At 74.4% G+C, this 23,176-nt stretch carries 24 protein-coding genes; 9 read left to right on the forward strand and 15 right to left on the reverse strand.

The features are described 5' to 3' along the window. Positions 1 to 42 precede the first annotated feature (42 nt). Together KLI87_RS11510 and KLI87_RS11515 are read right to left on the reverse strand one after the other, a co-directional pair. Entirely contained in the window at positions 43 to 675 is a 633-nt protein-coding gene (locus KLI87_RS11510) for a response regulator transcription factor (protein WP_214616937.1), read from the reverse strand. Next, the gene (locus KLI87_RS11515; RefSeq protein WP_214616938.1) at positions 672 to 1,790 is read right to left on the reverse strand and encodes a sensor histidine kinase; all 1,119 of its coding nucleotides are present in this window, start codon (positions 1,788 to 1,790) and stop codon (positions 672 to 674) included. Before KLI87_RS11515 ends, KLI87_RS11510 begins: the two co-directional genes overlap by 4 nt. 122 nt (positions 1,791 to 1,912) lie before the next feature. Between KLI87_RS11515 and KLI87_RS11520 the strand changes: the two genes are divergently transcribed. Next, the gene (locus KLI87_RS11520; protein WP_214616939.1) at positions 1,913 to 2,476 is read left to right on the forward strand and encodes a hypothetical protein; all 564 of its coding nucleotides are present in this window, start codon (positions 1,913 to 1,915) and stop codon (positions 2,474 to 2,476) included. A 121-nt stretch (positions 2,477 to 2,597) separates the two neighbouring features. After that, entirely contained in the window at positions 2,598 to 4,388 is a 1,791-nt protein-coding gene (locus tag KLI87_RS11525) for an alpha/beta hydrolase (RefSeq protein WP_214616940.1), read from the forward strand. A gap of 49 nt (positions 4,389 to 4,437) precedes the next feature. Here the strand turns inward: KLI87_RS11525 and KLI87_RS11530 are convergent, their stop codons facing one another. Next, positions 4,438 to 5,415 carry a GlxA family transcriptional regulator gene (locus KLI87_RS11530; protein ID WP_214616941.1) on the reverse strand — a complete coding sequence of 326 codons (978 nt, stop codon included), beginning with the start codon at positions 5,413 to 5,415 and terminating at the stop codon, positions 4,438 to 4,440. Between the two features lie 72 nt (positions 5,416 to 5,487). Here KLI87_RS11530 and KLI87_RS11535 point away from each other — a divergent pair, with 72 nt between their 5' ends. Both KLI87_RS11535 and KLI87_RS11540 read left to right on the forward strand, forming a co-directional pair. Next, positions 5,488 to 6,693, forward strand: coding sequence for an MFS transporter (locus tag KLI87_RS11535; protein ID WP_214616942.1), 1,206 nt, complete (start codon positions 5,488 to 5,490; stop codon positions 6,691 to 6,693). A 267-nt stretch (positions 6,694 to 6,960) separates the two neighbouring features. After that, positions 6,961 to 7,494, forward strand: a complete 534-nt coding sequence (locus tag KLI87_RS11540) for a hypothetical protein (RefSeq protein ID WP_214616943.1) — start codon at positions 6,961 to 6,963, stop codon at positions 7,492 to 7,494. 85 nt (positions 7,495 to 7,579) lie between these two features. Here the strand turns inward: KLI87_RS11540 and KLI87_RS11545 are convergent, their stop codons facing one another. The 5 genes from KLI87_RS11545 to KLI87_RS11565 form a co-directional block, all read right to left on the reverse strand. Continuing rightward, the gene (locus KLI87_RS11545; RefSeq protein WP_214616944.1) at positions 7,580 to 9,454 is read right to left on the reverse strand and encodes a WD40 repeat domain-containing serine/threonine protein kinase; all 1,875 of its coding nucleotides are present in this window, start codon (positions 9,452 to 9,454) and stop codon (positions 7,580 to 7,582) included. A 161-nt stretch (positions 9,455 to 9,615) separates the two neighbouring features. Further along, positions 9,616 to 10,749 carry an aminotransferase class V-fold PLP-dependent enzyme gene (locus KLI87_RS11550; RefSeq protein ID WP_214616945.1) on the reverse strand — a complete coding sequence of 378 codons (1,134 nt, stop codon included), beginning with the start codon at positions 10,747 to 10,749 and terminating at the stop codon, positions 9,616 to 9,618. Positions 10,750 to 10,813: 64 nt separating this feature from the next. Then, a complete protein-coding gene (locus KLI87_RS11555) occupies positions 10,814 to 11,341 on the reverse strand; it encodes a hypothetical protein (RefSeq protein ID WP_214616946.1) in 528 nt (175 codons plus the stop codon). 86 nt (positions 11,342 to 11,427) lie between these two features. Then, entirely contained in the window at positions 11,428 to 11,823 is a 396-nt protein-coding gene (locus tag KLI87_RS11560) for a GNAT family N-acetyltransferase (RefSeq protein WP_214616947.1), read from the reverse strand. A gap of 62 nt (positions 11,824 to 11,885) precedes the next feature. Next, the gene (locus tag KLI87_RS11565) at positions 11,886 to 12,443 is read right to left on the reverse strand and encodes a TetR/AcrR family transcriptional regulator (protein WP_214616948.1); all 558 of its coding nucleotides are present in this window, start codon (positions 12,441 to 12,443) and stop codon (positions 11,886 to 11,888) included. A gap of 71 nt (positions 12,444 to 12,514) precedes the next feature. Here KLI87_RS11565 and KLI87_RS11570 point away from each other — a divergent pair, with 71 nt between their 5' ends. Next, entirely contained in the window at positions 12,515 to 13,441 is a 927-nt protein-coding gene (locus KLI87_RS11570) for a TIGR03620 family F420-dependent LLM class oxidoreductase (protein WP_214616949.1), read from the forward strand. 8 nt (positions 13,442 to 13,449) lie between these two features. On the opposite strand, the gene KLI87_RS11575 is transcribed toward KLI87_RS11570, so the two are convergent. Beyond that, positions 13,450 to 14,043, reverse strand: coding sequence for a helix-turn-helix domain-containing protein (locus KLI87_RS11575; RefSeq protein ID WP_156217848.1), 594 nt, complete (start codon positions 14,041 to 14,043; stop codon positions 13,450 to 13,452). Between the two features lie 89 nt (positions 14,044 to 14,132). On the opposite strand from KLI87_RS11575, the gene KLI87_RS11580 reads away from it, so the two are divergent. After that, entirely contained in the window at positions 14,133 to 14,618 is a 486-nt protein-coding gene (locus tag KLI87_RS11580) for a DinB family protein (protein WP_214616950.1), read from the forward strand. Between the two features lie 34 nt (positions 14,619 to 14,652). Here KLI87_RS11580 and KLI87_RS11585 read toward each other — a convergent pair whose 3' ends face one another. Beyond that, positions 14,653 to 15,621, reverse strand: coding sequence for a YafY family protein (locus KLI87_RS11585; protein WP_214616951.1), 969 nt, complete (start codon positions 15,619 to 15,621; stop codon positions 14,653 to 14,655). Positions 15,622 to 15,718: 97 nt separating this feature from the next. On the opposite strand from KLI87_RS11585, the gene KLI87_RS11590 reads away from it, so the two are divergent. Continuing rightward, positions 15,719 to 16,114, forward strand: a complete 396-nt coding sequence (locus tag KLI87_RS11590) for a RidA family protein (RefSeq protein ID WP_214617435.1) — start codon at positions 15,719 to 15,721, stop codon at positions 16,112 to 16,114. 16 nt (positions 16,115 to 16,130) lie between these two features. Here KLI87_RS11590 and KLI87_RS11595 read toward each other — a convergent pair whose 3' ends face one another. Genes KLI87_RS11595 through KLI87_RS11605 form a run of 3 tightly spaced genes read right to left on the reverse strand, consistent with a single transcriptional unit; the run spans position 16,131 to position 19,218 of the window. Further along, positions 16,131 to 16,805 (reverse strand): ABC transporter permease, encoded by a 675-nt coding sequence (locus KLI87_RS11595; protein ID WP_214616952.1) that lies wholly within the window; start codon positions 16,803 to 16,805, stop codon positions 16,131 to 16,133. After that, positions 16,802 to 18,286 carry an ABC transporter permease subunit gene (locus KLI87_RS11600; RefSeq protein ID WP_308165974.1) on the reverse strand — a complete coding sequence of 495 codons (1,485 nt, stop codon included), beginning with the start codon at positions 18,284 to 18,286 and terminating at the stop codon, positions 16,802 to 16,804. Before KLI87_RS11600 ends, KLI87_RS11595 begins: the two co-directional genes overlap by 4 nt. After that, complete coding sequence (locus tag KLI87_RS11605; protein ID WP_214616953.1) at positions 18,283 to 19,218, reverse strand: ATP-binding cassette domain-containing protein; 936 nt, start codon at positions 19,216 to 19,218, stop codon at positions 18,283 to 18,285. The genes KLI87_RS11600 and KLI87_RS11605 overlap by 4 nt, the downstream gene beginning before the upstream one ends. Positions 19,219 to 19,340: 122 nt before the next feature. Between KLI87_RS11605 and KLI87_RS11610 the strand changes: the two genes are divergently transcribed. Then, positions 19,341 to 20,003 carry a response regulator transcription factor gene (locus KLI87_RS11610; protein ID WP_156217843.1) on the forward strand — a complete coding sequence of 221 codons (663 nt, stop codon included), beginning with the start codon at positions 19,341 to 19,343 and terminating at the stop codon, positions 20,001 to 20,003. Next, positions 20,000 to 21,064, forward strand: coding sequence for a HAMP domain-containing sensor histidine kinase (locus KLI87_RS11615; RefSeq protein ID WP_214616954.1), 1,065 nt, complete (start codon positions 20,000 to 20,002; stop codon positions 21,062 to 21,064). Before KLI87_RS11610 ends, KLI87_RS11615 begins: the two co-directional genes overlap by 4 nt. A 30-nt stretch (positions 21,065 to 21,094) precedes the next feature. Here KLI87_RS11615 and KLI87_RS11620 read toward each other — a convergent pair whose 3' ends face one another. Further along, positions 21,095 to 21,460 (reverse strand): EF-hand domain-containing protein, encoded by a 366-nt coding sequence (locus KLI87_RS11620; RefSeq protein WP_250903744.1) that lies wholly within the window; start codon positions 21,458 to 21,460, stop codon positions 21,095 to 21,097. Positions 21,461 to 21,707: 247 nt separating this feature from the next. Beyond that, entirely contained in the window at positions 21,708 to 23,111 is a 1,404-nt protein-coding gene (locus KLI87_RS11625; RefSeq protein WP_214616955.1) for a DHA2 family efflux MFS transporter permease subunit, read from the reverse strand. Positions 23,112 to 23,176: the final 65 nt, after the last annotated feature.

Raw genomic sequence — 23,176 nt, forward strand, 5'->3', positions numbered from 1 at the left:
GGCGGCCCGACGCGGCTCGGTGCCGTTCCTTGAAACTTCACCTCAGTCGGCAGAAGGGGTGTGGTCCCAGGTCCAGGTGGCTATGCCTACGCGGTTGCGGGCGTTCAGTTTGCGTTGGATCGTCGCTATGTGGTTCTTGACCGTGCCGGGGGCCAGGTGGAGGGCCGCGGCGATCTCGGCGTTGGTCTGGCCGGCGGCGACGCCGCGGGCGATGTCGGTCTCGCGGGGGGTCAGCGGCTCGGTCGCCGGTTTCGCGGGGCGCGGACGGGCGAGGCGGCTCAGCATGCGGACGGTGATCTGCGGGCTGATCAGGGCGTCGCCGGCGACGGCGGCGCGGACGGCCTCGACCAGCAGCGTGGGGCTGGAGCGCTTGAGCAGGAAGCCGCAGGCGCCCTCGCGGAGCGCCGTGTCGACGTACTCGTCCAGGTCGAAGACGGTGACCACGACGACGCGGACGCCTTCGCCCGCCAGGGCCCGGGTCACGGCCAGGCCGTCCATGACGGGCATGCGGATGTCGGTGAGGACGACGTCGGGGCGGTGGCGCCGCGCCAGCTCGATCGCCTCGGCGCCGTCCGCGGCCTCGGCGACGACACGGATGTCGGGCTGCGCCTCCAGGATGAGGCGGAACGCGCCGCGGATCTCCTGCTGGTCGTCGGCGAGCAGAACGTCGATCACGCGTCCGCCCCCCGGTCGGGCAGTGTCGCCTGGACGCGCCAGCCCTGCTCGTGGGGGCCCGCGGTCAGCGTGCCGCCGAGGGCCCGCACGCGTTCGGTCAGACCTTGCAGGCCCAGCCCGCCGCCGGTGGGGCGCGCGAAGGGGACGCGCCGGCGGGTGCCGTCGTTGGTGACGCTGACCAGCACGTCGTCCCGGACGCGGCGGACGCGCACGTCCACCCGCGTGGCGGACGCGTGCCGGCGCACGTTCGTGAGCGCCTCCACGACGACCCGGTAGGCGACGGCGCCCACCTCCCGGGGGACCGCGAGGCCGGGGTCCAGGGCCAGGTGCACCTGTGCGCCCGCCGCCGAGTATCCGGCGGCCAGTTCGGGCAGTTCGGCGAGGCCGGGCATGGGCGCCAGGCGCCGGTCGGGGTGGAGGGCGTCGACGGCGCGGTCCATCGAGGCGAGGGCGCGCAGCCCGGCCTGTTCGACGGCCGCGAACAGGGCGGCGGCGCGGGCCGGGTCGCCCGCGGCGACCACCTGACCCGCCTGGGCCTGGGCGACGATGGCGCTGACGTCGTGGGCGACGAAGTCGTGGAGGTCCTGGGCGAGGGCCAGGCGCTGGTCGCGGCGCGCGTCGGTCACCGCGCGGCGGCGGCGCGCGTCCAGGAGGCGGAGGTAGGTGCCGGAGGCCGCGGCGACGGCGGGGCCCGTCAGGAAGATCGCGCAGGCGATCGCCGCCGTCACCGGCGGGACGTCGGTGCTCGCCTCGATGAGCCTGAGGACGAGCGCGGCGACGGCCGCGCAGGTCGCCGCCGTCAGCGCGACCGCCGACCGGAGCGGCGCCCGGCGGGCGAGCCCGAAGACCAGGGCCGTGAGCGCCGCCATCTCCGCGTATCCGAGCGCGGGCGCGGGCTCGGGGGCGCCGGTCCGCAGGAACGCCGCGCTGGCGGCGAGGGAGGCGGCCGCCGCCGCGCCCGCGCTCCACAGCGTGCTCGGCCTGGTTTCGGGCCGGACGCCGAGCACGGCGGACGACCCGGCCAGGCCGGCGGTCACGGCCGTCCAGCCGAGGGCGGGGACGGCCAGGCCGGAGCCCAGGGCGAGCCCCAGAGGCCAGAGGTGGCGGACGTGCATGGCGCCGATCCTAGGTCGTCGCGCCGGCGTCCGGACCGTGCCGATCGGCACCCTTTCACCGGGTGGGACGGGGCCGAACGGCATCTGGTGGCGGGCGGGGTGCGCCGCCGAGTGTTGAGGGCATGAAGACACCACCTCGCTGGGCCGTCTGGACGGCCCACGCCGCAGCACTCGCACCCGCCCCGGCCGGTCTTTGGCGGATCGCCATGGCGACCGGGATTCCCGTGGGATTCGACCAGGAGTGGCTCGACCGGGCCGACATTCCTGGAAAGGGCTCGGTATGGCCGATCCTGCTGAGCCTCGTCGCCGAGGGATGCGCGCTCCTGGCGCTGGGGCTGGTGCGTCCGTGGGGAGAGCGGGCGCCCCGGTGGATTCCCTTCATCGGCGGCAGGACGGTCCGTCCATATGCGGCCATCGTCCCGGCGGCGACCGCCTCGGTGCTCCTGACCGCGTTCGGCGTCGCGTTCGCCCTCAAGATCGTCCGGGTGCTGGGCGGGGCCGACGCCGATCCGAACTTCCCCGAGGGCACGGCGGCGGTCGTGATGAGCCTCACCTACGTCCCCATGCTGGTCTGGGGGCCGCTGCTCGCGCTCGCGACGCTCGCCTACCACCGGCGCAGGGCCGCCGCCCGGGCGGAGGTCCCGCTACGCCGCCCCGGGGTGCGCGTCAATCAGCCATCGGGGTGATCTTTGGGGGCGGCGGACGAGTCCCCGTGGTGGATCACGCGGTGCCGGTGGACGAAAGAGAATCGGTGCACCAATCCGCTTCTCTCGCGGAAAAGGCCTCCATCCCCCCGAAGGGAATCGCATGCGCTTCGGACCCAGGATTCTCGTGGCCGGCGTGGTCGCCGCGGCACTCGTCCCCGCCTTAACTGTCAGCGCACTCGCCGACCCGGGCACCGGCAGGGCCCAGGTCGGCGACACGACGAGCCCGGTCGAGGCGAAGCGCGTCGACCGGGTGCCCACCCCGAAGCTCGGCTGGTACAAGTGCTACGACTACGCGGAATGCGCGACCGTCCGGCTGCCGCTGGACTACGACGACCCGAAAGGCGCGACCACCGAGATCGCCGTTCTGCGGGTGAAGGCGCGGAACGCCAAGAAGCGGATCGGCAGCCTGTTCGTCAATCCGGGCGGGCCCGGCGGCCAGGGCACCGCGCTGGCCTACGGGGCGCCCGACATCTTCGGCGCGGACGTCCTCGACCGCTTCGACGTCGTCGGGTTCGACCCGCGCGGCGTCGGGTTCAGCTCGAACGTCACCTGCTTCAAGTCCGCCAGGGAGCAGACGCTCGCGATGACGGGGATGCAGGTGCCGTTCCCGGTCGGCGCGAAGGAGCAGGCGGCCTACATCAAGTCGGGCACGGCCCTCGGCAAGGGGTGCTCGACGACCGGGAAGCCGCTGTCGGGGTCGATGTCCACCGCCGAGGCCGCGCGGGACATGGACGTCCTGCGCCGCGCGGTCGGTGACAAGAAACTGTCCTATCTGGGGTTCAGCTACGGTACGGCGCTCGCGCAGTACTACGCGAACATGTTCCCCGACCGGCTGCGGGTCATGGTGGCCGACGGCGTCCTCAACCCCGTTTCCTGGGTCGGCACCCGCGCCACCGGGGGGCAGCTTCTGGACGACCGGCTGAAGTCCGCCGACGGCTCCTACAAGGCGCTGAAGGAAATGCTCGTCCGCTGCGGCAAGGCGGGCAAGAAGCGGTGCTCGTTCGCGGCGTACGGGGATCCGGTCAAGAACTTCGACGTCCTCGCCAAGCGGCTGAAGGCCAAGCCCGTCGAGATCGAGGGCGCGAAGATCACCTACGCCGACCTCGTCGCCGGGATCCTCGGCCTGCTCTACTACCCCGACGGCTACCTGTCCGTCGACCCCTCGCTCACCGACCTGTGGAAGGCGACCTCGCCGAAGGTGGAGGCGAAGGAGGCCGAGGCCGCGCGCCACGCCCTCGCGACCCGCATCGCGCAGCGCCGGGCCGAGGTCGCGCAGCAGAAGAAGTCGGCGGCGAACGTCCTGGCCAAGGGCTTCCCCTACGACAACGGCCTCGACGCGCTCAGCGGCGTCCTGTGCACCGACGGCGCGCACCCGAGGAAGGCCGGGGACTGGCCCGCGCTGACGGCGGCGTCCGACAAGCGGGCCCCCTACTTCGGAAGCGGCTGGGGCTGGAGCACCGTCCAGTGCGCCCGCGACGGGTGGACGGTGCGCGACGAGGACGCCTACACCGGCCCGTTCAACCGGCGGACGAGCGCGCCCGTGCTGTTCGTCGGCGACTACTACGACCCGGCGACCAACTACGACGACGCGGTCTCCTCCAGCAAGCTGCTGCCCGGCAGCCGGCTGCTGTCCAGCGACAGCTGGGGGCACACCGCCTACGGCACGTCGGCGTGCGTGACGGGGGCGGTCGAGACCTACCTCGTCAGCGGGAAGCTGCCCCCGGCGGGCAAGGTGTGCGTCGGCGACGTCCAGCCGTTCGCGAAGGACCCCGGGGCGGCGCTCAAGCCGCGGGGCCAGGCGGACGCGAGCGCGATGGCCGCCGGGCACGGCGCGAAGCTGCCGGCGGTGGCGACGCGGCTGCCGTCCTCCGTCCTGCTCGGGACGCGGTGACCTGAGCCGGTGAGGGCGCCGGGCGGGGCGTGCGACCCGCCCGGCGCTCTCAGCGGAACGAGCGGCGGTAGGCGGCCGGGGTGGTGCGCAGCGCGGTGTGGAAGCGGCGGCGGAGGTTGACGGCCGAGGAGAGGCCGACGCGGGTGGCGATGGTCTCGACGGGCAGGTCGGTCTCCTCCAGCAGGGCGCGGCTCGCGGCGAGGCGGCGCTCCAGCAGCCAGCGGCCGGGCGGGACGCCGAGCTGGTCGGCGAACTGGCGGGTGAGGGTGCGCGGCGAGACGCCCGAGCGGGCGGCCATGTCCTCGACGGTGATCTGCTCGGGCAGCCGGGTCAGCAGCCATTCGAGCAGGGGCGCCAGCGAGTCGGGCATGGGGCCGGCGGTGGGGAGCGGGGGGTACTGGCGCTGGCAGCCCTCGCGGTGCGGCCCGGCCGCGAGCTGGCGGCCGACGCGCATGGCGTAGGCGGCGCCGTGCTCCTGGAGGACCTGGTGCAGGCACAGGTCGAGGGTGGCGGCCGAGGCCCCGGCGGTGGCGACGTCGCCGTCGTCGACGTAGATGACGGTGCCGTCGGGGACGACGCGGGGGTGGCGTTCGGCGAGGTCGGCGGCCAGCTCCCAGTGGACGGAGACACGGCGGCCGTCCAGGATGCCGAGCGCGGCGGGGATGAAGATCCCGGCGGCGACGGCGACGGCGACGACGCGGGCGCCCCGGGCGTGCGCCCGCGCCACGGCGTCGAGCACGGCGGGCGACGGGGTGAACGTCCAGCCCGCGATGAGCACGGTGTCGGCCTCGTCGAGGGCGTCGAGGCCGCCGTCCACCTGGATGGGCGCGCCCAGGGTCGTGGACAGCGAGCCGGGGTGCTCCGCGCACAGGCGGAAGCTGTAGTGCTGGGGGATGTCCGGGCCGTGGTAGCCGAAGACGGCCGAGGCGGAGGTGACCGGATAAAGTTCCTGGTGAGGGGCGACCAGGGCGACCACGCGATGCGGGTCGGCGGGTGCCGGCGGTGTCTCCGGGCAGTCGAGGGGCATGGCACAAATGTACCTAATGATGTCATTTAGGACACCGGCGAACTGAGCTGGAGAAATCCAGACTTGGGGCTCATGTGGACGAGGAGCTTCAGCCTCTACTTCGGGGCCCGCACGGTCTCGCTGCTCGGCGACGCGATGATGCCCGTCGCCTCGGCGCTGGCGATCGGTGAGTACTACGGGATCGCGGGCGTCGGCTACGTCCTCGCGCTCTGGACGGCGTCGGCCGTGCTGGTCATGCTGTTCGGCGGGGTCGTCGCCGACCGGATCGGCGCCCGCCGCCTGATGATCGGCGCGGACGCGGTCCGCGTGCTCACCCAGGGCACCATCGCCGTCGCCTTCGTGGGCGGCGCTCCCCCGTACGCGCTGCTGCTGGTCATGGCGGTGCTGTCGGGCATGGCCGCCGGGGTGTTCGAGCCGGGCGTCTACGGCATGGTCCCGCTCGTCTCGGACGACCCGCAGCGCGCCAACGCGACGCTGAAGATCGCGGAGGCGGTCACGCAGCTGACCGGGCCCGCGCTGGCCGGGGTGCTGATCACCCTCACCGGCCCTGTCGTCGTCTACGCCGTGGACGCGGCGACGTTCCTGGTCAGCGGGGTGTGCCTGCTGCTGGTCCGGGTCGCGGTGCCCACGCCGGAACCCTCCGACGTGCTCAGCGACCTGCGCCGGGGCTGGGAGGAGTTCAAGGCCAGGACGTGGATGTGGTCGGTGATCCTGGTCTGGGTCTTCTGGGGCGTCCTCGTGATCGGCCCGTCGGTGCCGCTGGCCTCGCAGGTCATCGGGTCGGACTACGGCTGGGTGATGGCGGCGCTCGGCCTCGGCACCGTGCTCGGCGGGCTGGTGGCGATCAGGCTCCGGCCGCGCAGGCCGCTGGCGGCCGGGGCGGTGGCGCTGGTCGGCTACGTGCCCGCGCCGCTGACGGTCGCGCTCGGCGCTCCGCTGCCGGCGCTGATGGCCGGGCACCTGCTCGGCGGCTGCGCGATGGCGTTCTGGTCGGTGATGTGGTCGACGAGCGTCCAGACCCAGGTGGCGCCGGACGTGCTCAACCGCGTCAACGCCTATCAGGTGGCCGGTTCGGTGGCGGGCATGGCGGTCGGGCAGGCGGTGGCCGGCCCGGTCACGACGGTGGTCGAGCCGCGCGCCTTCATGGGGATGTCGGCGCTGGTCACGGCGGGCATCGTGGCGGCGCTGCTGCTGGTCGGGCCGATCAGGCGGCTGGGCCGGGAACCCCTGCGCGCGGCCGAGGACCCGCTCCCGGCCACCGCGTGCGCGACGACCTAGCCGCCGTCGGAGGGCGGGGCGATCATGACCGTATTCGGCCGTGGCCGACGTCGGCGGTTCCCCGCCGGGTATCGGTGCCCGACCATACAGTCAAAGCGGCATTCTCTCGGACATATCGGCCTTGGTGCCCGATCGGCTGTGAAGCGCCGCGAGGACGGCGGGGCACCTCGATCCCGGCAACGCGAAGGAGAGTTCGGCATGAGGCAGGCCCCGCGAAAGCAGAATCGTCTTCTCTCTGGCGCCAGGGCGCTCTTATGGCCGCGACGGATGGGGGCGCTGGCGGTCACATTCGTTCTGTCCGCGACGACGTTCGCCGTCAGTTCCGGTACCGCGCACGCGAGCGCGTTGTATTTCGAGGACGGGTTCGAGCGCGATCCGATGACGACCTGGGAATGGGACATGGAGGGCGATGGATCCGCCGGCTTCGAGTTCGCCGCGGGCATGGCACGGACGGGCGCGAACAACGGCTGGTTGACGGGAAGGCGCGGTGGGGCGTCCGAGAAGAGGTGGATGGACACAGCCGTGATCCCAAGAGGGGCCGGCGCCCAGTGTGCCGCGCAGATCTGGGTCGACGCGCCCTACCGGACCACCGTCGTCCTGGAGATGTGGACCCCGTCGGGCGGTCTGCGTTACAGCGGGACCCGCACCGTCAACGGCGGCAACTATGAGAGCGTGTCCACCGACCGGTGGCCGATGTTCGGCGAGTACAAAATGCAGTTCCGCATCGTCCTGCACGGAAGCGGCGGCGCCAGCGAGGACTGGGTTCGCCTGGACGACCTCGCCGTGCTGTGCACCTGGTGACCTCGACCTGACCGAGGACTGCTGAGGGACGGCCCCGGACTCGGCGCGCTGGACGCGGCGGCGCGCCGGGCCCGTGGCCGCGCCTTCAGGCGGGGGTCCGGTGGGGCGTGGGGGGCACGTTCCACAGGCGTGCGACGCGGTCGTCGCTCGCGCTGGCGAGCGTCCTGCCGTCGGGGCTGAACGCCAGCGCGGTGATCGCGCCGGTGTGGCCGGTGAGGGACGGGCCGAGGGGGGTGCGGGCGCGCGCGTCCCACAGCCGCACCGTGTTGTCCCGGCTCGCGGTGGCGAGCGTCCTCCCGTCAGGGCTGAACGCGACCGCGCCGGCGGCGTCCCTGGACACCAGCGGCTCGCCGACGGGGACGCGCGTGCGCATGTTCCACAACCGCACGGCCCAGGAGTGGCCCGCGGTGGCCAGGGTCTTGCCGTCGGGGGTGAACGCGACCGCGCCGACGGCGTTGGTGTCGCCCTTGAGCCGCCGGAAGAGGGGGGTGCGCGCCGTGACGTCCCACAGCCGCACGATGTTGTCGTTGCTCGCGGTGACCAGGATCCTGCCGTCGGGGCTGTAGGCGACCGTGCCGACGAGACCGCTGGTCACCAACGGGTCGCCGACGATCTTGAGCGTGTCCGCGTCGCACAGGAACACCAGTTGCCCCGCTGTCGCCAGGGTCTTCCCGTCGGGGCTGTAGGCCAGCGACCGGACGGCATCGGTGTGCTCGGCGAAAGGCTCGCCGATCGGGAAGCGGGTCGCCATGTCCCATCGGCGCACCGTCTTGTCGTCGCTCCCGGTGGCCAGGGTCTTCCCGTCGGGGCTGAAGGCCAGCGACCGGACCGCGCCGGAATGGCCGACGAAGGGCCTGCCGGTGGGGGCGCGAGTGGCCAGGTCCCACAACCGCACCGTCCTGTCCTCGCCGGCGGTGGCGAGCGTCCTTCCATCGGGGCTGAACGCGAGCGCGGTGAGGGGACCGGTGTGGCCGATGAGGGGGCGCCCGGCGGACCGCGGGGACGCGGGGGTCGACATGGCGCGGCGCGGGGCGGTCCGCTGGTGGCGCCTGAGAACGAAGCCGACCGGAACGGAGAGCGCCGCCAGGGCGGCGGCCCCGGAGACGAGAAAGGCGCGGCGCGTGGGCTGCGGGAACGCCGGCATGTCCGGCGCGGGAACGGGTGCCGGATCAGCCAGTGCGGTCAGGGTCGCGGCGGCGGCCTCGGCGGTGGGACGTCGCGCGGGGTCGCGACGCAGCAGGTCGCGCAGCACGGGCGCCAGCCGCCGAGCGCGCTGGGCGGGTGCGGGTTCGCCCCGCGAAACGGCCAGAAGAAGCGCGGCGAGAGTGCCGCCGGTGAACGCGGGACGGCCCTCCACGGCGGCGTAGAGAGTGGCGCCGAGCGACCAGACATCGGACGCGGCGGTGGCCTCGCCGCCGTTCACCTGTTCGGGTGCCAGATACGCGGGGGTGCCCACCAAGGCGCCGCTCGCGGTGAGGGTCGTCTCCCCCGCGACGGCGGCGATCCCGAAATCGGTGACGACGACCCGCTCGTCCTCCAGCAGGACGTTGGCGGGCTTGATGTCCCGGTGCACGATCCCGGCCTGGTGCGCGGCGGCGAGCGCGGAGGCGATCCGCGCGCCGACGCGGGCGACGCGCGCCTCGTCCAGCGGGCCCTCGTCGCCGATGACGGCGGCGAGCGAGCGGCCGCGCACGAGTTCCATGACGATCCAGGGCAGGCCGTCCTCGTCGTGGAACTGGTCGTGGACGGTGATGACGTCGGGGTGCTGGAGCGTCCCGACCGACCGCGCCTCCCGCTCCATCCGCGCCACGAGACGCTCGCGCTCGCCGACGTCCAGGCCCGGGGGGAGTTTGAGCTGCTTGAGCGCCACGTCCCGGCGCATCCGCTCGTCATGCGCGCGCCAGACGGCGCCCATTCCGCCCTCGCCCAGCACCTCCACCAGCCGGTAGCGGCCGATCACGACTCTTCCCGCGTCCCGTGTCACAGGGGCACACAACCACGCCGGCTCACGGACCGGAAGTGCCGCCGACCTGATTGTGATCAGCCCGCTCCAGCGCGATCAGGTCGGAGCCGAACCGGCGGCGGGAGAGCAGCCGGTGCCGGTGGGCCGTCCGGCGCCTCCTAGTGGCGGGCCCGGTACTCCGCGACCGCGGCGCAGACCGCCTCCACGTCGGCGAGCGTGTTGTAGTAGTGCAGCGACAGCCGGACGGCGCGTCCGCGCGGCGCGACCACGATGCCGCGCGCCGCCAGCCAGGCGCCGAGCCGCTCGGGGTCGGGGTCGTGGAGCGCGGCCATCGGCCCGCGCACCCGCGAGGCGGGCGGCGACATCAGCCGCTCCCCCGCCGCCGCGAGCCGCTCGTGCAGTTCGCCGACCAGTTCCGAGACGTGCTCCTCGACCGCCGCGAGGTCGAGGCCGCCGACCAGCTCCAGCGCGGCGGCGGCCGCGTACGCGGCGGGGATCGCCGGGGTCCCGGTCTCGTAGCGCCGCGCGCCGGGGGCGAAGTCGAGCGTGCGCGGGTCGAAGGCGTAGGGGTCGGCGCGGCCGAACCAGCCGGTCAGCCGGGGCGGGCACTCGTCCCGCACGCCGTCCCGGACGTAGAGGAACGCGATTCCGGGGACGCCCAGCAGATACTTGAGCGCCCCCGCCACCAGGTAGTCGCAGCCGAGCTCACCGACGTCGACGGGCAGCACCCCGACCGCCTGGTAGGCGTCGACGAACACGCGCGCGCCGGCGCGGCGCGCCGTCCGCGCGATGTCCGCGGCCGGCAGTCGGGCGCCGTCGCGGTAGGAGACCAGCGGCACCGACACCAGGCCCGTGGACCGACCGCTCCGCGCGAAGCCGTCGTAGCTGACCTCGGCGCCGGCGGGCCGCTGCGCCAGCCACACGTGCGCGATCGACGGGAACTCCAGCACGGTGGTGGTCAGGCCGGGACGCCGCGTCCAGTCGATCGTCGAGGCCACCTGGTAGGCGCCCACGGACGCGTTCGGAACCACCGCGACCTCCTCGGCGCGGGCGCCGATCAGCGCGGCGAACCGCTCCCGCGCCAGGTCGACCCGCCGCGTCCAGAGGTCCCACGGCGCCCCGAGGTCGCGCGCGGACGCGGCGAACTCCTCCAGCGCCGCGGCCACCGGCCGCGACAGGGCGCCCTGGCTGCAGCTCGCGAGATGGACGATCCCGCCCGGTGAGCCCTCGCCCGCGAGGCCGGGGAACAGCGTCCGGAAACGCTCCGGATCCCACCCCGGGGCCGCGGGCATTCAGCGCCCGCCGTCGCCGTCGATCGATCGCATCCCCAGAACGTAAGAGCGCTTGACTCCGGGGTCAAGAGCCTGTTCGGACCACTTCCCCCTGCCCGCTCTCCGGAGGCGTACCGGCGGCCGACAGGTCGCCGACGCAGTCGGCGTAGTACGTCGACTCGCCCACGTGGAACGCGATCTGGCGGAACGTCCAGCCCTCGCCGGGCGACCGGTCGAGTTGGACGGTGGTGAGCTCGGTCAGCCTGTCGGCCCAGATCCGGCCGAGGCGCGGGAGGCGGCTGCGGGCCTCCTCCAGGTCCTGCTCGGTGAAGGGTGCCAGATCGGCGGGCGTCGTGATCGCCGACGCGTGCCAGTGGTCGGGGATCGTGGGCCGCCCGGCCAGCCGCGCCTCCATCTCGGCCAGGTGGTCGACCATGTGGTCGGCGACGCGGCGGAGGGCCTTGTGCGGGGTGAAGACGCGGTCGTCGTCGGCGGGGACCGGCCGGCCGTCCCACGCCGTCCACGTGGCGGCGAGGCCGAGGACGTGGTCGACCATCGCGGTCACGACGAGCGCCGGGTCGCGCTCGTCGGTGATCGGAACCTCTTCGGACATCGGTGCCTCCCGGTCGGTGGTGTTCAGGGCCGCAGGTCACGTTAGGGCCGGTGAATCTCGATGGCCGTCGAAGTGTCGAAGCCCGGTCACAGGGCGATGAGGCCCGCTTCCGTGGAGCGGAATCCGCAGGCGTCGAAGTAGAACTCCCGCAGTTCGTCGTCGAAGTCGACGTGCAGCCATTCGCAGCGCGCGGCCCGGGCGCCCTCGACCGCCGCGGCGACGAGCGCGGCGCCGATCCCCCGGTGCCGGTGGTCGGCCCGGACCAGGGTGTCGAGGACGAACGCGTGGACGCCGCCGTCCCAGGCGACGTTCACGAAGCCGACGAGGTCGCCGCCGTCGCGGGCGCAGACCCAGCCGAGGCTGTGCCGGTGGAGTTGCGCCCGCCAGTCGATGTCCAGCACGGGGTGGTCGAAGCCTTCCGCGTGCAACGCGTTGAGGGGCGCGTTCTCGAACTCGCCCCGCCACTCATAGGTGATCGTCACCTCCACGACCCTAGGCCGCCGAACGATGGGCCTGCGGTCGCGCGGCCGCCGGGGGCGGGCGCTCAGCGCGGCGCGAGGCCCTCGACGACGAGCCGCAGCAGGCGGTCGGGATCGGCGCCGGTGTACTGGCTCGCGGTGCCCGCGCCGCAGGCCAGCGCGAACACCTCGGCGCGCGAGACGTCGGCGCGGACGGCACCGGCCTCCTGCGCCCTGGCCAGCAGCACGCCGGCCGCGGCCCGCATGCTCTCGACGCCTGCGTTCAGGTCCGATCCCTCGGCGCCGGCGGCCGTCAGTATCGATTCCGCCAGGCCGCGGTAGCCCGACGCGCACCGCCCGAACTCCTGCAGCCACTCGATGAGCGCCTCGTCGGCGGCGGGCGCGGCGGCGAGCCGCTCCGCGCTCTCCCGCAGGCTCGTGACCTGGTCGTGGATCAGCGCCAGCAGCAGGGACTCGCGGGTCGGGAAGTGCCGGTAGAGGGTGCCGATGGCGATCCCGCAGGTCCGCGCGATCTCCGCCAGCGAGGCGTGCACCCCCTCGCGCCGGAAGGTCTCATCCGCGATCCTCAGCAGCCGCTCGCGGTTGTGGCGCGCGTCGGCGCGCATCGCCTTCGGTTCGGGCACCCGGCCTCCTCGACAAGATGAGTACCCCTCACTATCGTAAGGTGAGAGGCACTCATCCTACTGGAGGACGCATGGACATCGCTGCCGGCCGCCTGGGCCTGTGGACGTTCGCCCTGGACACCCAGCCCGCCACCCGGGTCAGGGAGCTGGCCGCCGAGATCGAGGAGCTCGGGTACGGCGCGCTGTGGGTCGGCGAGGGGTTCGGCCGCAACGCGCTGACGCAGGCGGGGATGCTGCTCGACGCGACGGAGAACCTCGTGGTCGGCACCGGGATCGCCAACGTCTACCTCCGCGACCCGATCGCGATGGCCGCCGGGGAGCGCACGCTGGCCGAGGCCCATCCCGGACGGTTCGTGCTCGGCCTCGGCGGGCACCGGACCGACGACCGCCCCCTGATCCACCTGGGGTACCGCATCCCGTCCGGCGGGCGCGCCGTCGAGACCATGGGCGCCTACCTCGACGCGATGGACGCGGTGCCGCTCCAGAGCCCGGCCCCGTCCGTCCCGAACCACCGCGTGCTCGGCGTGCTCGGGCCGAAGATGCTGGCGCTGTCCGCCGAGCGGACCAGCGGCGCGCTGACCTACCTCGTGCCGGTCGCCCACACCGAGGACGCCCGGCCCCGGCTCGGCCCGGACGCGGTGCTGGCCGTCGAGCAGGCCGTCGTCCTGGACCCCGACGCCGACCGGGCCCGCGAGACCGCGCGGGCGCATGTCGCGGGCTACCTCAGGATGAAGGGCGCGCAGAGCAAGGACAAGCTGCGCTTCGGCTTCACGGAGGAGGAGCTGACCGGCACCCCGTCCGACCGGGTCGTGGACGCGCTGGTCGCGGGCGGCGGGCCCAAGTCGTTCGACGCCGTCGCCGAGCGGGTCCAGGCGCATTTCGACGCGGGGGCCGACCACGTGTGCCTCCAGGTGCTCACGGCCGACCCGTCGGTCGCGCCGACGGACGAGTGGCGCGAGCTGGCGGCACTGGCGGCGTCGGCGGCGCCGGGGCGCTGACCCGCGTCCTACCCCGGGAACGGCCCGTGCGGGGTCGCGCGCACGTGTGAGCGGACGCCCTGCTGGCCGAACAGGATGAGCAGTTCGACCGCGCCGCCGTCGGCGCTGCCCAGCCAGTGCGGCAGCGAGGTGTCGAACTCGGCCGCCTCGCCGGGCGGCAGCGTCAGGTCGCGCTCGCCGAGCACGAGCCGCAGCCGCCCGCTGAGCACGTACAGCCATTCGACGCCCTCGTGCGTCCGCGGCACCGGCTCCGGCGGCTCCGGCCGGGCCGGGATGATCATCTTGAACGCGTGCGTGCCGCCCGGCCGCCGCGACAGCGGGACGAACGTCATGCCGAACCGGTGGATCGGCTTCAGGTGGATGCGCGGGTCGCCGGTGCGCGGGGCGCCGACCAGGTCGTCCAGCGGGACGTCGTAGACGCGGGCCAGCGGCAGCAGCAGCTCCAGCGTCGCGCGCCGCCGCCCGCTCTCCAGCCGCGACAGCGTGCTCTCGGAGATCCCGGTCGTCGCCGCGAGGTCGGCGAGCGTGATGCGGCGTTCGCGGCGCAGGGCGCGCAGGCGCGGGCCGACCGCGTCGAGGACGTCCTCCGTCCCATGGTCCATGGGGCCAGCTTGCCAGAACGGCAAGATTTCGTGCCAGATCGAGGGGGTGGCGGTGAGACTGGGAGCGTTCCGACCAGGAGGAGGCCATCATGCCCAGGCGCCGCACCGACACGCCGCCGCCCCGGACCGGACGCGGTGAGGCCGACGTCCTGCGCGGTTTCCTCGACTACCTCAGGACGTCGGTCGCCGCGAAGGTCGCCGGCGCGCCGGAACCGCGGGTGCGGGAGGCGGCGGTGCCCTCGGGCACGAACCTGCTCGGCCTGGTCAACCACCTGGCGTTCGTCGAGCGCGCGATGTTCCTCGGCGAGGATGTCGCCGACTGGCAGGCGACGTTCCGGGCCGCGCCCGCGGCGAGCGTGGCCGACGTCCTCGCCCGCTACGACGAGGCGGTCGAGCGCGCGAACGAGGTGCTCGACGGGTGCGCCGACCTCGACGCGCCGCTCCCCCGGCCCCGACCGGGACGTCCGGCGCCGAGCGTCCGCTGGGCCCTCGCGCACATGATCGAGGAGACCGGGCGCCACGCGGGCCACGCGGACATCCTGCGCGAGCTGATCGACGGCGCGACCGGCCGCTGAGCCGCCCCGGCCGCCGGGGCCGTCGGGGCCGCCGTCAGGTCTCGTAGCGGGCGGCGATCGCGACCGCCCGGTCGCGCAGCGAGGCGCGCAGCCACTCCGGGGACAGGGCCTCCGCGCTCACGCCGAGCCGCCACAGCGCCCACACGGCGTGCCGCGCGTCCTGGAAGCTGACCTCCAGCCGCAGCCGCCCGTCCTCGTCGCTCTCCTCGGCGAGGACGGCGAGCGCGGTGTCCACCAGTTCCTTGCGCCGGGCCGGGTTCATCCTGACCAGCACCACGACCTGGTCGCCGCCGGTCCGGAACCGCGTGCTGCGCTCCTGCCAGGCCCGGTCGAGATCGACGTCGTCCGGACGCTCCGCGGGTTCGTCGAGCTCCTCGGCGGCGAGGACGCGCGACAGCCGGTAGGTGCGGTCCTCGCCCGACCTCGCGGCCAGCAGGTAGCCCTGGCCGCGCGCGGTGACCAGGCCGATCGGGTCGACCGTCCGCCACTTCGGGGCCTGGTCCACGGCCGCGTAGCGGATGCGCAGCCGGTGCCCGGCGAACACCGCGCGCCGGATCTCGGCCGCCACGGCGTCGGGCACCTCCTCGGCGGGCGCGCGCCGCGAGAGCAGGTCGGTCTCCGGCTCGATGAGCAGCCGCCGCGCCGCCCCGGCCGCGATGTCCCGGTGGCCCTCGGGCAGCGCGTCGGCCACCTTGAGCATCGCCGAGGCGAGCGCGGAGCCGAGGCCGAACACCTGTGCGCCGCGCCGCGACCCGGCGACCAGCAGCGCGAGCGCCTCGTCGTGGTTCAGCCCGGTCAGCTCGGTCTGGAAGCCGGGCAGCAGCGCGAACCCGCCGTGCCGCCCGCGCTCGGCGTAGACCGGGACGCCCGCCGCCGACAGCGCCTCGATGTCGCGCAGGACGGTGCGCGTGGACACCTCCAGCTCGCGGGCCAGCCTGGCCGCCGACAGCCGGCCGTGCCGGCGCAGCAGCAGGACCAGCGAGACCAACCGATCGGCGCGCATACGGGAACTCTACGAAATACACGACACAGGATGTCGTGTATGCCCTGCGACGCTCTGACCTCGACATCAACCAGTCAAGGATGGAGCAGATATGGCTGTGGAGCGAACGGCGGTCAACCCGTGGCCGTGGTCGGCGCAGATGGGCTACGACCAGGGCGAGATCGTCTCCGGGCACACCCGGACCCTGTACTGCTCCGGGCAGACCGCGATGAGCGTCGAGGGCGAGCCCCAGCACCCGGACGACATGGCGGCGCAGCTGGCCCTGACCCTGGACAACCTGGAGGCCGTCCTCGCCGAGGCGGGCATGTCGCTCGCGGACCTCGTCCGGCTCAACGTCTACACCACCGATGTCGACCTGCTGTTCGAGCACTACGGGGTGCTGGCGGGGCGGCTCGGCGCCGCCGGTGCCGCGCCGACCACCACGATGCTCGGGGTGACGCGGCTGGCGATCCCCGGGCTGATGGTCGAGCTTGAGGGCACCGCCGTCGGGTGACATCCGCCCCTCCCGGCTAGGCGTCGCGGACGTGCAGGAGCAGGCCGCCGACCAGCAGCGCCGCGGCGGCCCATCCGGCGGTGACGCCGAGGCCGGTCCAGGGCCCGTCGGGGCCCGCCGGCCCGATCCGCTGGAGCCACCGCGGACCGCCGATCGCCCGGGTGAGGACCGGGAGGAGGTAGAGCAGGGCGAGGACGGCGCCGGCGCCGGACGCCGCGTCCCGCACGATGGCGGCGACGCCCAGGCCGAGCAGGGCGATCAGGACCAGGTAGAGGACCGATCCGCCGATCGCGCGCGGCGTCGGGCCGTCGGCGGTGGGCAGGATGAGCCTTTCGGCCGCCGCCGAGCCGAGGATCGCGACGGCACCGGCCGGGGCCACGGCGCCGGTGAGGACGACGGCCTTCGCCGCCAGCACGGCGGTCCGGCGCGGCGTCGCCGCCAGCGTGGTGCGGATCATGCCGGTGCCGTACTCGCCGCCGATCACCAGGACGCCGAGGACGGCCACCGGCGCCTGGCCGAGCCGGACCCCGATGAGGCTCGGGACGGTCGTGGCGCCGCCGTCCACGGACGCCGCCGCCCAGGCCGCCCCGGCGCCGAGGGCCGCGGTCGCGGCGATCGCGCCGAGCAGCAGCCACCGGGGGGCGGCCACCGTCCGCAGCTTGGTCCATTCCGCATGCAGGGCCGCTCTCACGCGTCCCTCCTGTGGAGGAGGACGGCCGCGACGGCGAGGGCCGCCGCCGCGTACCCCGCCAGCACGCCAAGCCCGGCCCACGGCGGCAGCGGATAGTAGCCCTCGTACGGCGTGTAGACGCTCGCGACCTGGTCGTAGGGCACGAGCGTCTGCTGGACGGCGAACGCCGCCGCCGGGGTCACCCGGGCCGCCCAGTTCGACACGCCCGCGGGCATGAACGGGATCGCGACGAGGACGTAGGGCAGCACGATCCCCGCGACGACGGCGGTGACCGCGCCCGCGCCGTGCCGGAGGACGGCACCGACGGCGAGGGCCAGCACCGAGGCGGTCGCGAGCAGCGCCGCGATCCCGGCCACCACCCGCAGTTCGGTCGCGAACGCCACCGGGAAGACGTAGACGCCGCTCGCCCGCGCGAGCCGCCCACCGACCGGTACCGCGACGGCCGCTCCGACGAACCCGGCGGCGAACGTGACGGTCCACAGCACGATCGCCTTGGCCGCCAGCACCCGGCCGCGGCGCGGGGCGGCGGCGAGCGTGAGATGGATCAGGCTCCCGCGGTACTCGCTCGTGATGAACTGCGTCCCGATGACGACCACGGCGACCAGCGCGGCGAACGCGCCGGTGAGGATCTCGCCGAGGGTGCCGCCGGTCGGCAGGCTCGCGCGGACGGCGGGCGCGATGTCGCCCGCGCCGGTCACCGTGAGACGGCCGCCCTCCTCCGCGACCGAACCCGCGACGTTCCGCGGATAGCCGGAGAACGTGGGAGATCGCGGACCGACCTGCTCGCCTCTCCATTTCCCGTCCGCCCAGCCTCCCTCGGCGTGGAGATCCTCGAAGACGGCCGTGGACACGCTGCCGCTCGTGCCCATGCCCCGCACGGCCGGCGGGGACGCGACGAACGGCCCGCCCAGGACGGTCGTCCCGAGCCCCCGCACGCGGACGGTGCCGACCCTGGTCCAGTGCGTCCCGTCGGCGGAGGCGAGGCCGGTGACCTCCTCGCCCGAGCGGTCCAGCCGCAGCCAGCGCGGGGCCGCACCGGCGGGGCCCGGCGTGTCGCGGGTGTAGCCGTCCTGCATCCGCACGCCGTGCCCGCCGGTCAGCATGATCGCCGCGTAGGGCGACCCCTGGCGGGTGCCCGCCTTGATGATGAGCCCGGCCTTCGACCACGGCACGCGGCCGGGACGCAGGTCGGCGAGGCCCCTGGGCAGGCTGCTGCGCGGCGCGGAGACGGCGGCGGTGACGCTGCCGTCCCCGGTCAACGGGCGGTGGACGAGGTAGAAGCTGTCGGTGACGGGCCCGCCGTCCGGCCCGACCGGGACGTCCGGCCCGCCGTCGCCGCCGCCGCCGATCCCGGCGAGCACGGCGAACAGCACGACCAGCAGCGCGGCCGCCACGGTGCCGGTCACCCAGCCCCGGACGGTCCGGAACTTGGTCCACTCCGCATGCAGCAGGAGGAGGAAGCCGTACCGGTCGCGCGTCACCGCCGCACCTCCGCGGAAATCGCCGCGCGGTACTCGACCGCATCTCGGGTGAGTTCCAGGTAGACGTCCTCCAGGGTGGCGCGGTGCGCCGAGACCTCGGAGAACGGCACCGCGCCCGCGCCGAGCAGCGCCGCGATCCGGTCGGCGGGCAGCCCCGAGACGGTGACGGTGTCGCGGCCGCCCGCCACCACGCTGCCACCGGCGCGGACGAGCACCGCCGTCGCGTGCGGGGCCGCCGTGGTCCGCAGCGTCACCCGGCCCTCGGAGACGGCGGCGACCAGGTCGTCCACGGCGGCGTCGGCGAGGGCCCGGCCGCGCCCGGCCACGACGAGGTGGTCGGCCACGTCCTGCACCTCGCTCATCAGGTGGCTGGAGACGAGCACGGCGCGCCCCTGGGCGGCCAGCGACCGCAGGAACGCGCGCATCCAGATGATGCCGTCGGGGTCCATGCCGTTGAACGGCTCGTCCAGCATGAGGATCGGCGGGTCCCCGAGCAGCGCGGCGGCGATCCCGAGCCGCTGGCGCATGCCGAGCGAATAGGCGCCGCCCCTGCGGCGCGCCGCAGGGGCGAGGCCGACCTGCTCGATCACCTGGTCCACGCGGCGCGACGCCAGGCCCTGCGCGTGCGCGAGCCACAGCAGGTGGTCGCGCCCGCTGCGGCCGGGGTGCGGCGCCGCCGCGTCCAGCAGCGAGCCGACGTGGTTCAGCGGGCGCCGGAGCGAGCGGTAGGGCCTCCCGTCGACGAGCGCGGTGCCCGCCTCGACCGCGTCCAGGCCGAGGATCACACGCATCGTGGTGGATTTTCCTGCCCCGTTCGGGCCGACGAAGCCGGTCACCACCCCCGGGCGGACGGAGAAGGACATGCCGTCGAGGGCCGGGGCCGCGCCGTAGCGCTTGCGCAGACCGGCGACGACGATTCCGGTTGGACTCATGGCGACGGTTGTACGCGGCGCCCGGTTCCGCCCGCGTCGCGGCGGCCGCGACCCGGCTGGAACCGGGCATCTGGCATCGTGCACCGCATGGCATTTCGACCAGGCGGCCCCGGCGGGCGGCGATGAGGGTCCTCGTCGTGGAGGACTTCGAGATCCTCGCCCGCTCGCTCGGGACCGGGCTGCGCCGCGAGGGCATGGCCGTCGACGTCGTGCTGGACGGGACGGCCGCGCTCGAACGACTCGCCGCCACCCGCTACGAGGTGGTGGTCCTCGACCGCGACCTGCCCGGCGTCCACGGGGACGAGATCTGCCGCCGCCTCGCCCACGGCCGGGACGGGACCCGCGTGCTGATGCTCACCGCGTCCGGCACGATCGAGGACCGCGTCGGCGGGCTCGCCCTCGGCGCCGACGACTACCTGCCGAAGCCGTTCGCGTTCGCCGAACTGGTCGCCCGCGTCCGCGCGCTGGCCCGCCGCGCCACCCCGCCGCTGCCGCCGGTCCTGACCTGCGGGGACATCACACTCGACCCGGCCCGCCGGGTCGCGACGCGGGCCGGGCGGCGGCTGGCGCTGAGCCCCCGGGAGTTCGCGCTGCTCGAATGCCTGCTCGCCGTGCCGGGGCTCGTCCTGTCGGCCGAGGAACTGCTCGAACGCGTCTGGGACGAGGCGGCCGACCCGTTCAGCAGCGCGGTCAAGCACGCCGTGCACCGGCTGCGGGCCAAGCTCGGCGAACCGCCCGTGATCGAGACCGTCCGCGAGGGCGGCTACCGCATCGGGCCGGCGTGACCGCGCGGCGCCCGCTGCGGACCCGGCTCGCGCTCGCCTACGCGGCGGGCGTCTACGCGGCCGGGTTCCTCGTGGTCGTCATGGTCGCCGTGCCGCTTGCGAGCGTCCGGTCGACCGAGACGAGGGACGGTGCTCCGGCGCCGACCGGCACCGGAGCGGGCGTCGGCCTCCCCCGCCTGCTCGCGGGCTCGGCCGTCGCGCTGGCCGTCCTGGTCCCGGTCGCGCTGGTGCTCGGCTGGTTCGTCGCCGGACGGTTCCTGCGGCCGCTGCGCGCGATCACCGCCACCGCCAAGGTGATCTCCGCCGGGGACCTGCACCGGCGCCTGGACCTCGGCGGACCGGTGGACGAGCTGACCGAGCTGGGGCACACCCTCGACGACCTGTTCGCGCGGCTCCAGGCGTCCTTCGACGCGCAGCGCCATTTCGTCGCGAACGCCTCGCACGAGCTGCGCACCCCGCTCGCGGGCCTGCGCACCCTCCTTGAGGTGACCCTCGCCGATCCGGACGCCGACGCCGCCACGCTCCGCTCGGCCTGCCGGGAGGCGCTCGACCTGGGCGGGCACCAGGAGCGGCTCGTCCAGGCGCTGCTCGTGCTGGCCACCGGCGAGCGCGGCGTCACCTGCCGGGACGGGCTGGACCTCGCCGGAACCGCGGAGAACGTCCTCGCCTCCCGGCGGGCCCAGGCGGCGGAGGCGGGCATCGAGGTCACCGCGAGCCTGGCGCCCGCGGCGGCCACCGGAGACCCGAGGCTGGTCGAGAGCCTCGTCGCGAACCTCGTCGACAACGCCGTCCGCCACAACCACGCGGGCGGGTGGGTGCGGGTCACCACCCGGACGCACGGCGCGGAGGCGGCCCTCACCGTCGCCAACAGCGGGCCGGTCGTCCCCGGCGACCAGGTCGAGCGGCTCTTCCAGACCTTCCAGAAGGGGTCGCCCGACCGGCACGGCCACGGTCTCGGCCTCGCCATCGTCAACGCCGTCGCCCAGGCCCACCACGCCGCCCTGACCACCACCGCCCGCCCCGAGGGCGGCCTCTGCGTCACGGTGCGGTTCACGAGGTAGCGGGCCGGGGGCCGCCGGAGCGCCGGGAGGTCAGCCCGGGACGCGGCCGAAGACCCGGCTGCCCGGGGCGGCGGGGTCGTCCCCGGCCCAGAACTCGAACCAGTGGGCGGCGAACTCCTCGCGGGAGATCACGCCGTCGCCGTCGGTGTCGAGCAGGGCGAAGGTGTCGGCGACGTCGGCGCGGCCGCCGCTCCACGCCTCGATCATCCGCCGGTACTCCGCCGGCGAGATGCGGCCGTCGCCGTTCTCGTCCACGGCCTCGAACATGAGCGAGGCGGTCGTGGTGACCGCCTCGGACATGGTGGTGAGCAGGTCCACGACGGTCAGCACGTCCTCGATCGCGACCGCGTCGGACGCCCGGGAGTGCGCGGCCAGCGTCGTCCACCAGCCGCGCATCGCCGCCAGCAGGCGCTCCTCGTCGCCCGCGACCCGGGTCGCCGCCCACCGGCGGGCGAGGTCCTCGAAGTCGGACTCGCGGAGGGTGCCGTCGCCGTCGCCGTCCAGGGCGTCGAAGACCAGCCGGACCTTGTCTCGCTGAAAGGGGGTCGCCGCCTTTCCGTGGTCCCCCCATCACCGCAGGGTGACACTGCCCTCACGGTCGGCTTGGCATGGTCGAAGAGTAATGTCCTGATGGCCCTGCGGGTCAGGAGGACGACGTGGCCGCGGACGACTCGGCTGCCTCCTGGCGCGGCGGCCGGGGCCGCGCGGGCTCCGACCTGACCAGCCACAGCCCGGTGAACACCGCGCTGACCAGGGTGACCGCCCCGGCCGTGAGGAACGCGCTGTCGAGCCCGGCCCCGAACGACGCGCCGCCGGACTCCCGGGCGCGGACGACGGCGCCGAGCACCGCCACGCCCAGCACCGCGCCGATCTGCCGGGTGGTGCTGCTGATGCCGGACGCGAGCCCGCCCTCCCGCGGGCCGACCGCCTGGATGGCGGCGCCGGTCAGCGGCGACATGGTCAGCGCGAACCCGACGCCGACGACGGCCAACCGCCACCACACGTTCGCATACGCGGTATCCGCGTGGGCGAAACCCATCGTCAGCAGTCCCAGCCCGGCCAGCACCAGGCCGGCGGTGACGACGATCCGGAAGCCGTACCTGGCGGCGAGCCGTCCCGCGAACGGGCTGACGACCACCATCGCGAGGGAGCTGGGCAGGGTCTGGAGCCCGGCGCGCAGGATCGACGCCCCCTGGACGTAGACGAAGAACTGCGAGAAGAAGAACGCCGACCCCATGAGCGCGAAGCCGACCACGACCATCGCGGTGTTGGCGACGGTGAACAGCCGCTGCCGGAACAGCCGCAGCGGCAGCATCGGCGTCGCGGTGCGCGCCTCGAACGCGACGAAGGCGGCCAGCAGCACGACCCCGGCGGCGAAGGAGCCGAGGATCGGCGGCGAGGTCCAGCCCCGGGAGCCGCCCTCGATCAGCCCGTAGGTCAGCACGCCCACCCCGAGCACGGACAGGACCGTCCCGGGGACGTCGATCGCCGGCGCGTCCGGGTTGCGCGACTCCGCCAGGACGCGGAGACCGGCCAGGAGAAGGATCGCGCCGATCGGGACATTGACGAGGAAAATGGCGGGCCAGCTGAAGGCGTCCACCAGAATGCCACCGGCCAGCGGCCCGGCGGCGAGGCCGATTCCGCTGAATCCGGCCCACAGTCCGATCGCCCTCACCCGTTCCTGCGGGACGGGATAGGCGGCGGCGAGCAGGGCCAGTGAGGCGGGGCTCAGCGCGGCGGCGCCGACGCCCTGGAGCACCCGTCCGGCGATCAGCCAGCCGAGCGTGGGCGCGGCCGAGCACAGCACGGACGCGGCGGTGAACACCGCCACACCCGCGAGGAACACGCGCTTGCGGCCGAACCGGTCGGCGAACACGCCGCCCGACAGCAGCAGCATCGCGACCAGCAGGACGTAGGAGTCGACGATCCATTGCAGGCCGCTCAACCGCGTGTGCAGCCGCTCCTGCATGTCGGGCAGGGCGGCGCCGACGATCGTGCTGTCGAGCAGCACCATGAACTGTCCGAGGCAGGCGACGGCGAGCAGCACGCCCCGTTTCAGGGGAATTCCTCCGCCTGCGGGTGATGCGTTTTCGGGTGCGGACAACGCTGTTC

The organism is Actinomadura sp. NEAU-AAG7 (genome assembly GCF_018603865.1).
Classification (GTDB): domain Bacteria; phylum Actinomycetota; class Actinomycetes; order Streptosporangiales; family Streptosporangiaceae; genus Spirillospora; species Spirillospora litoris.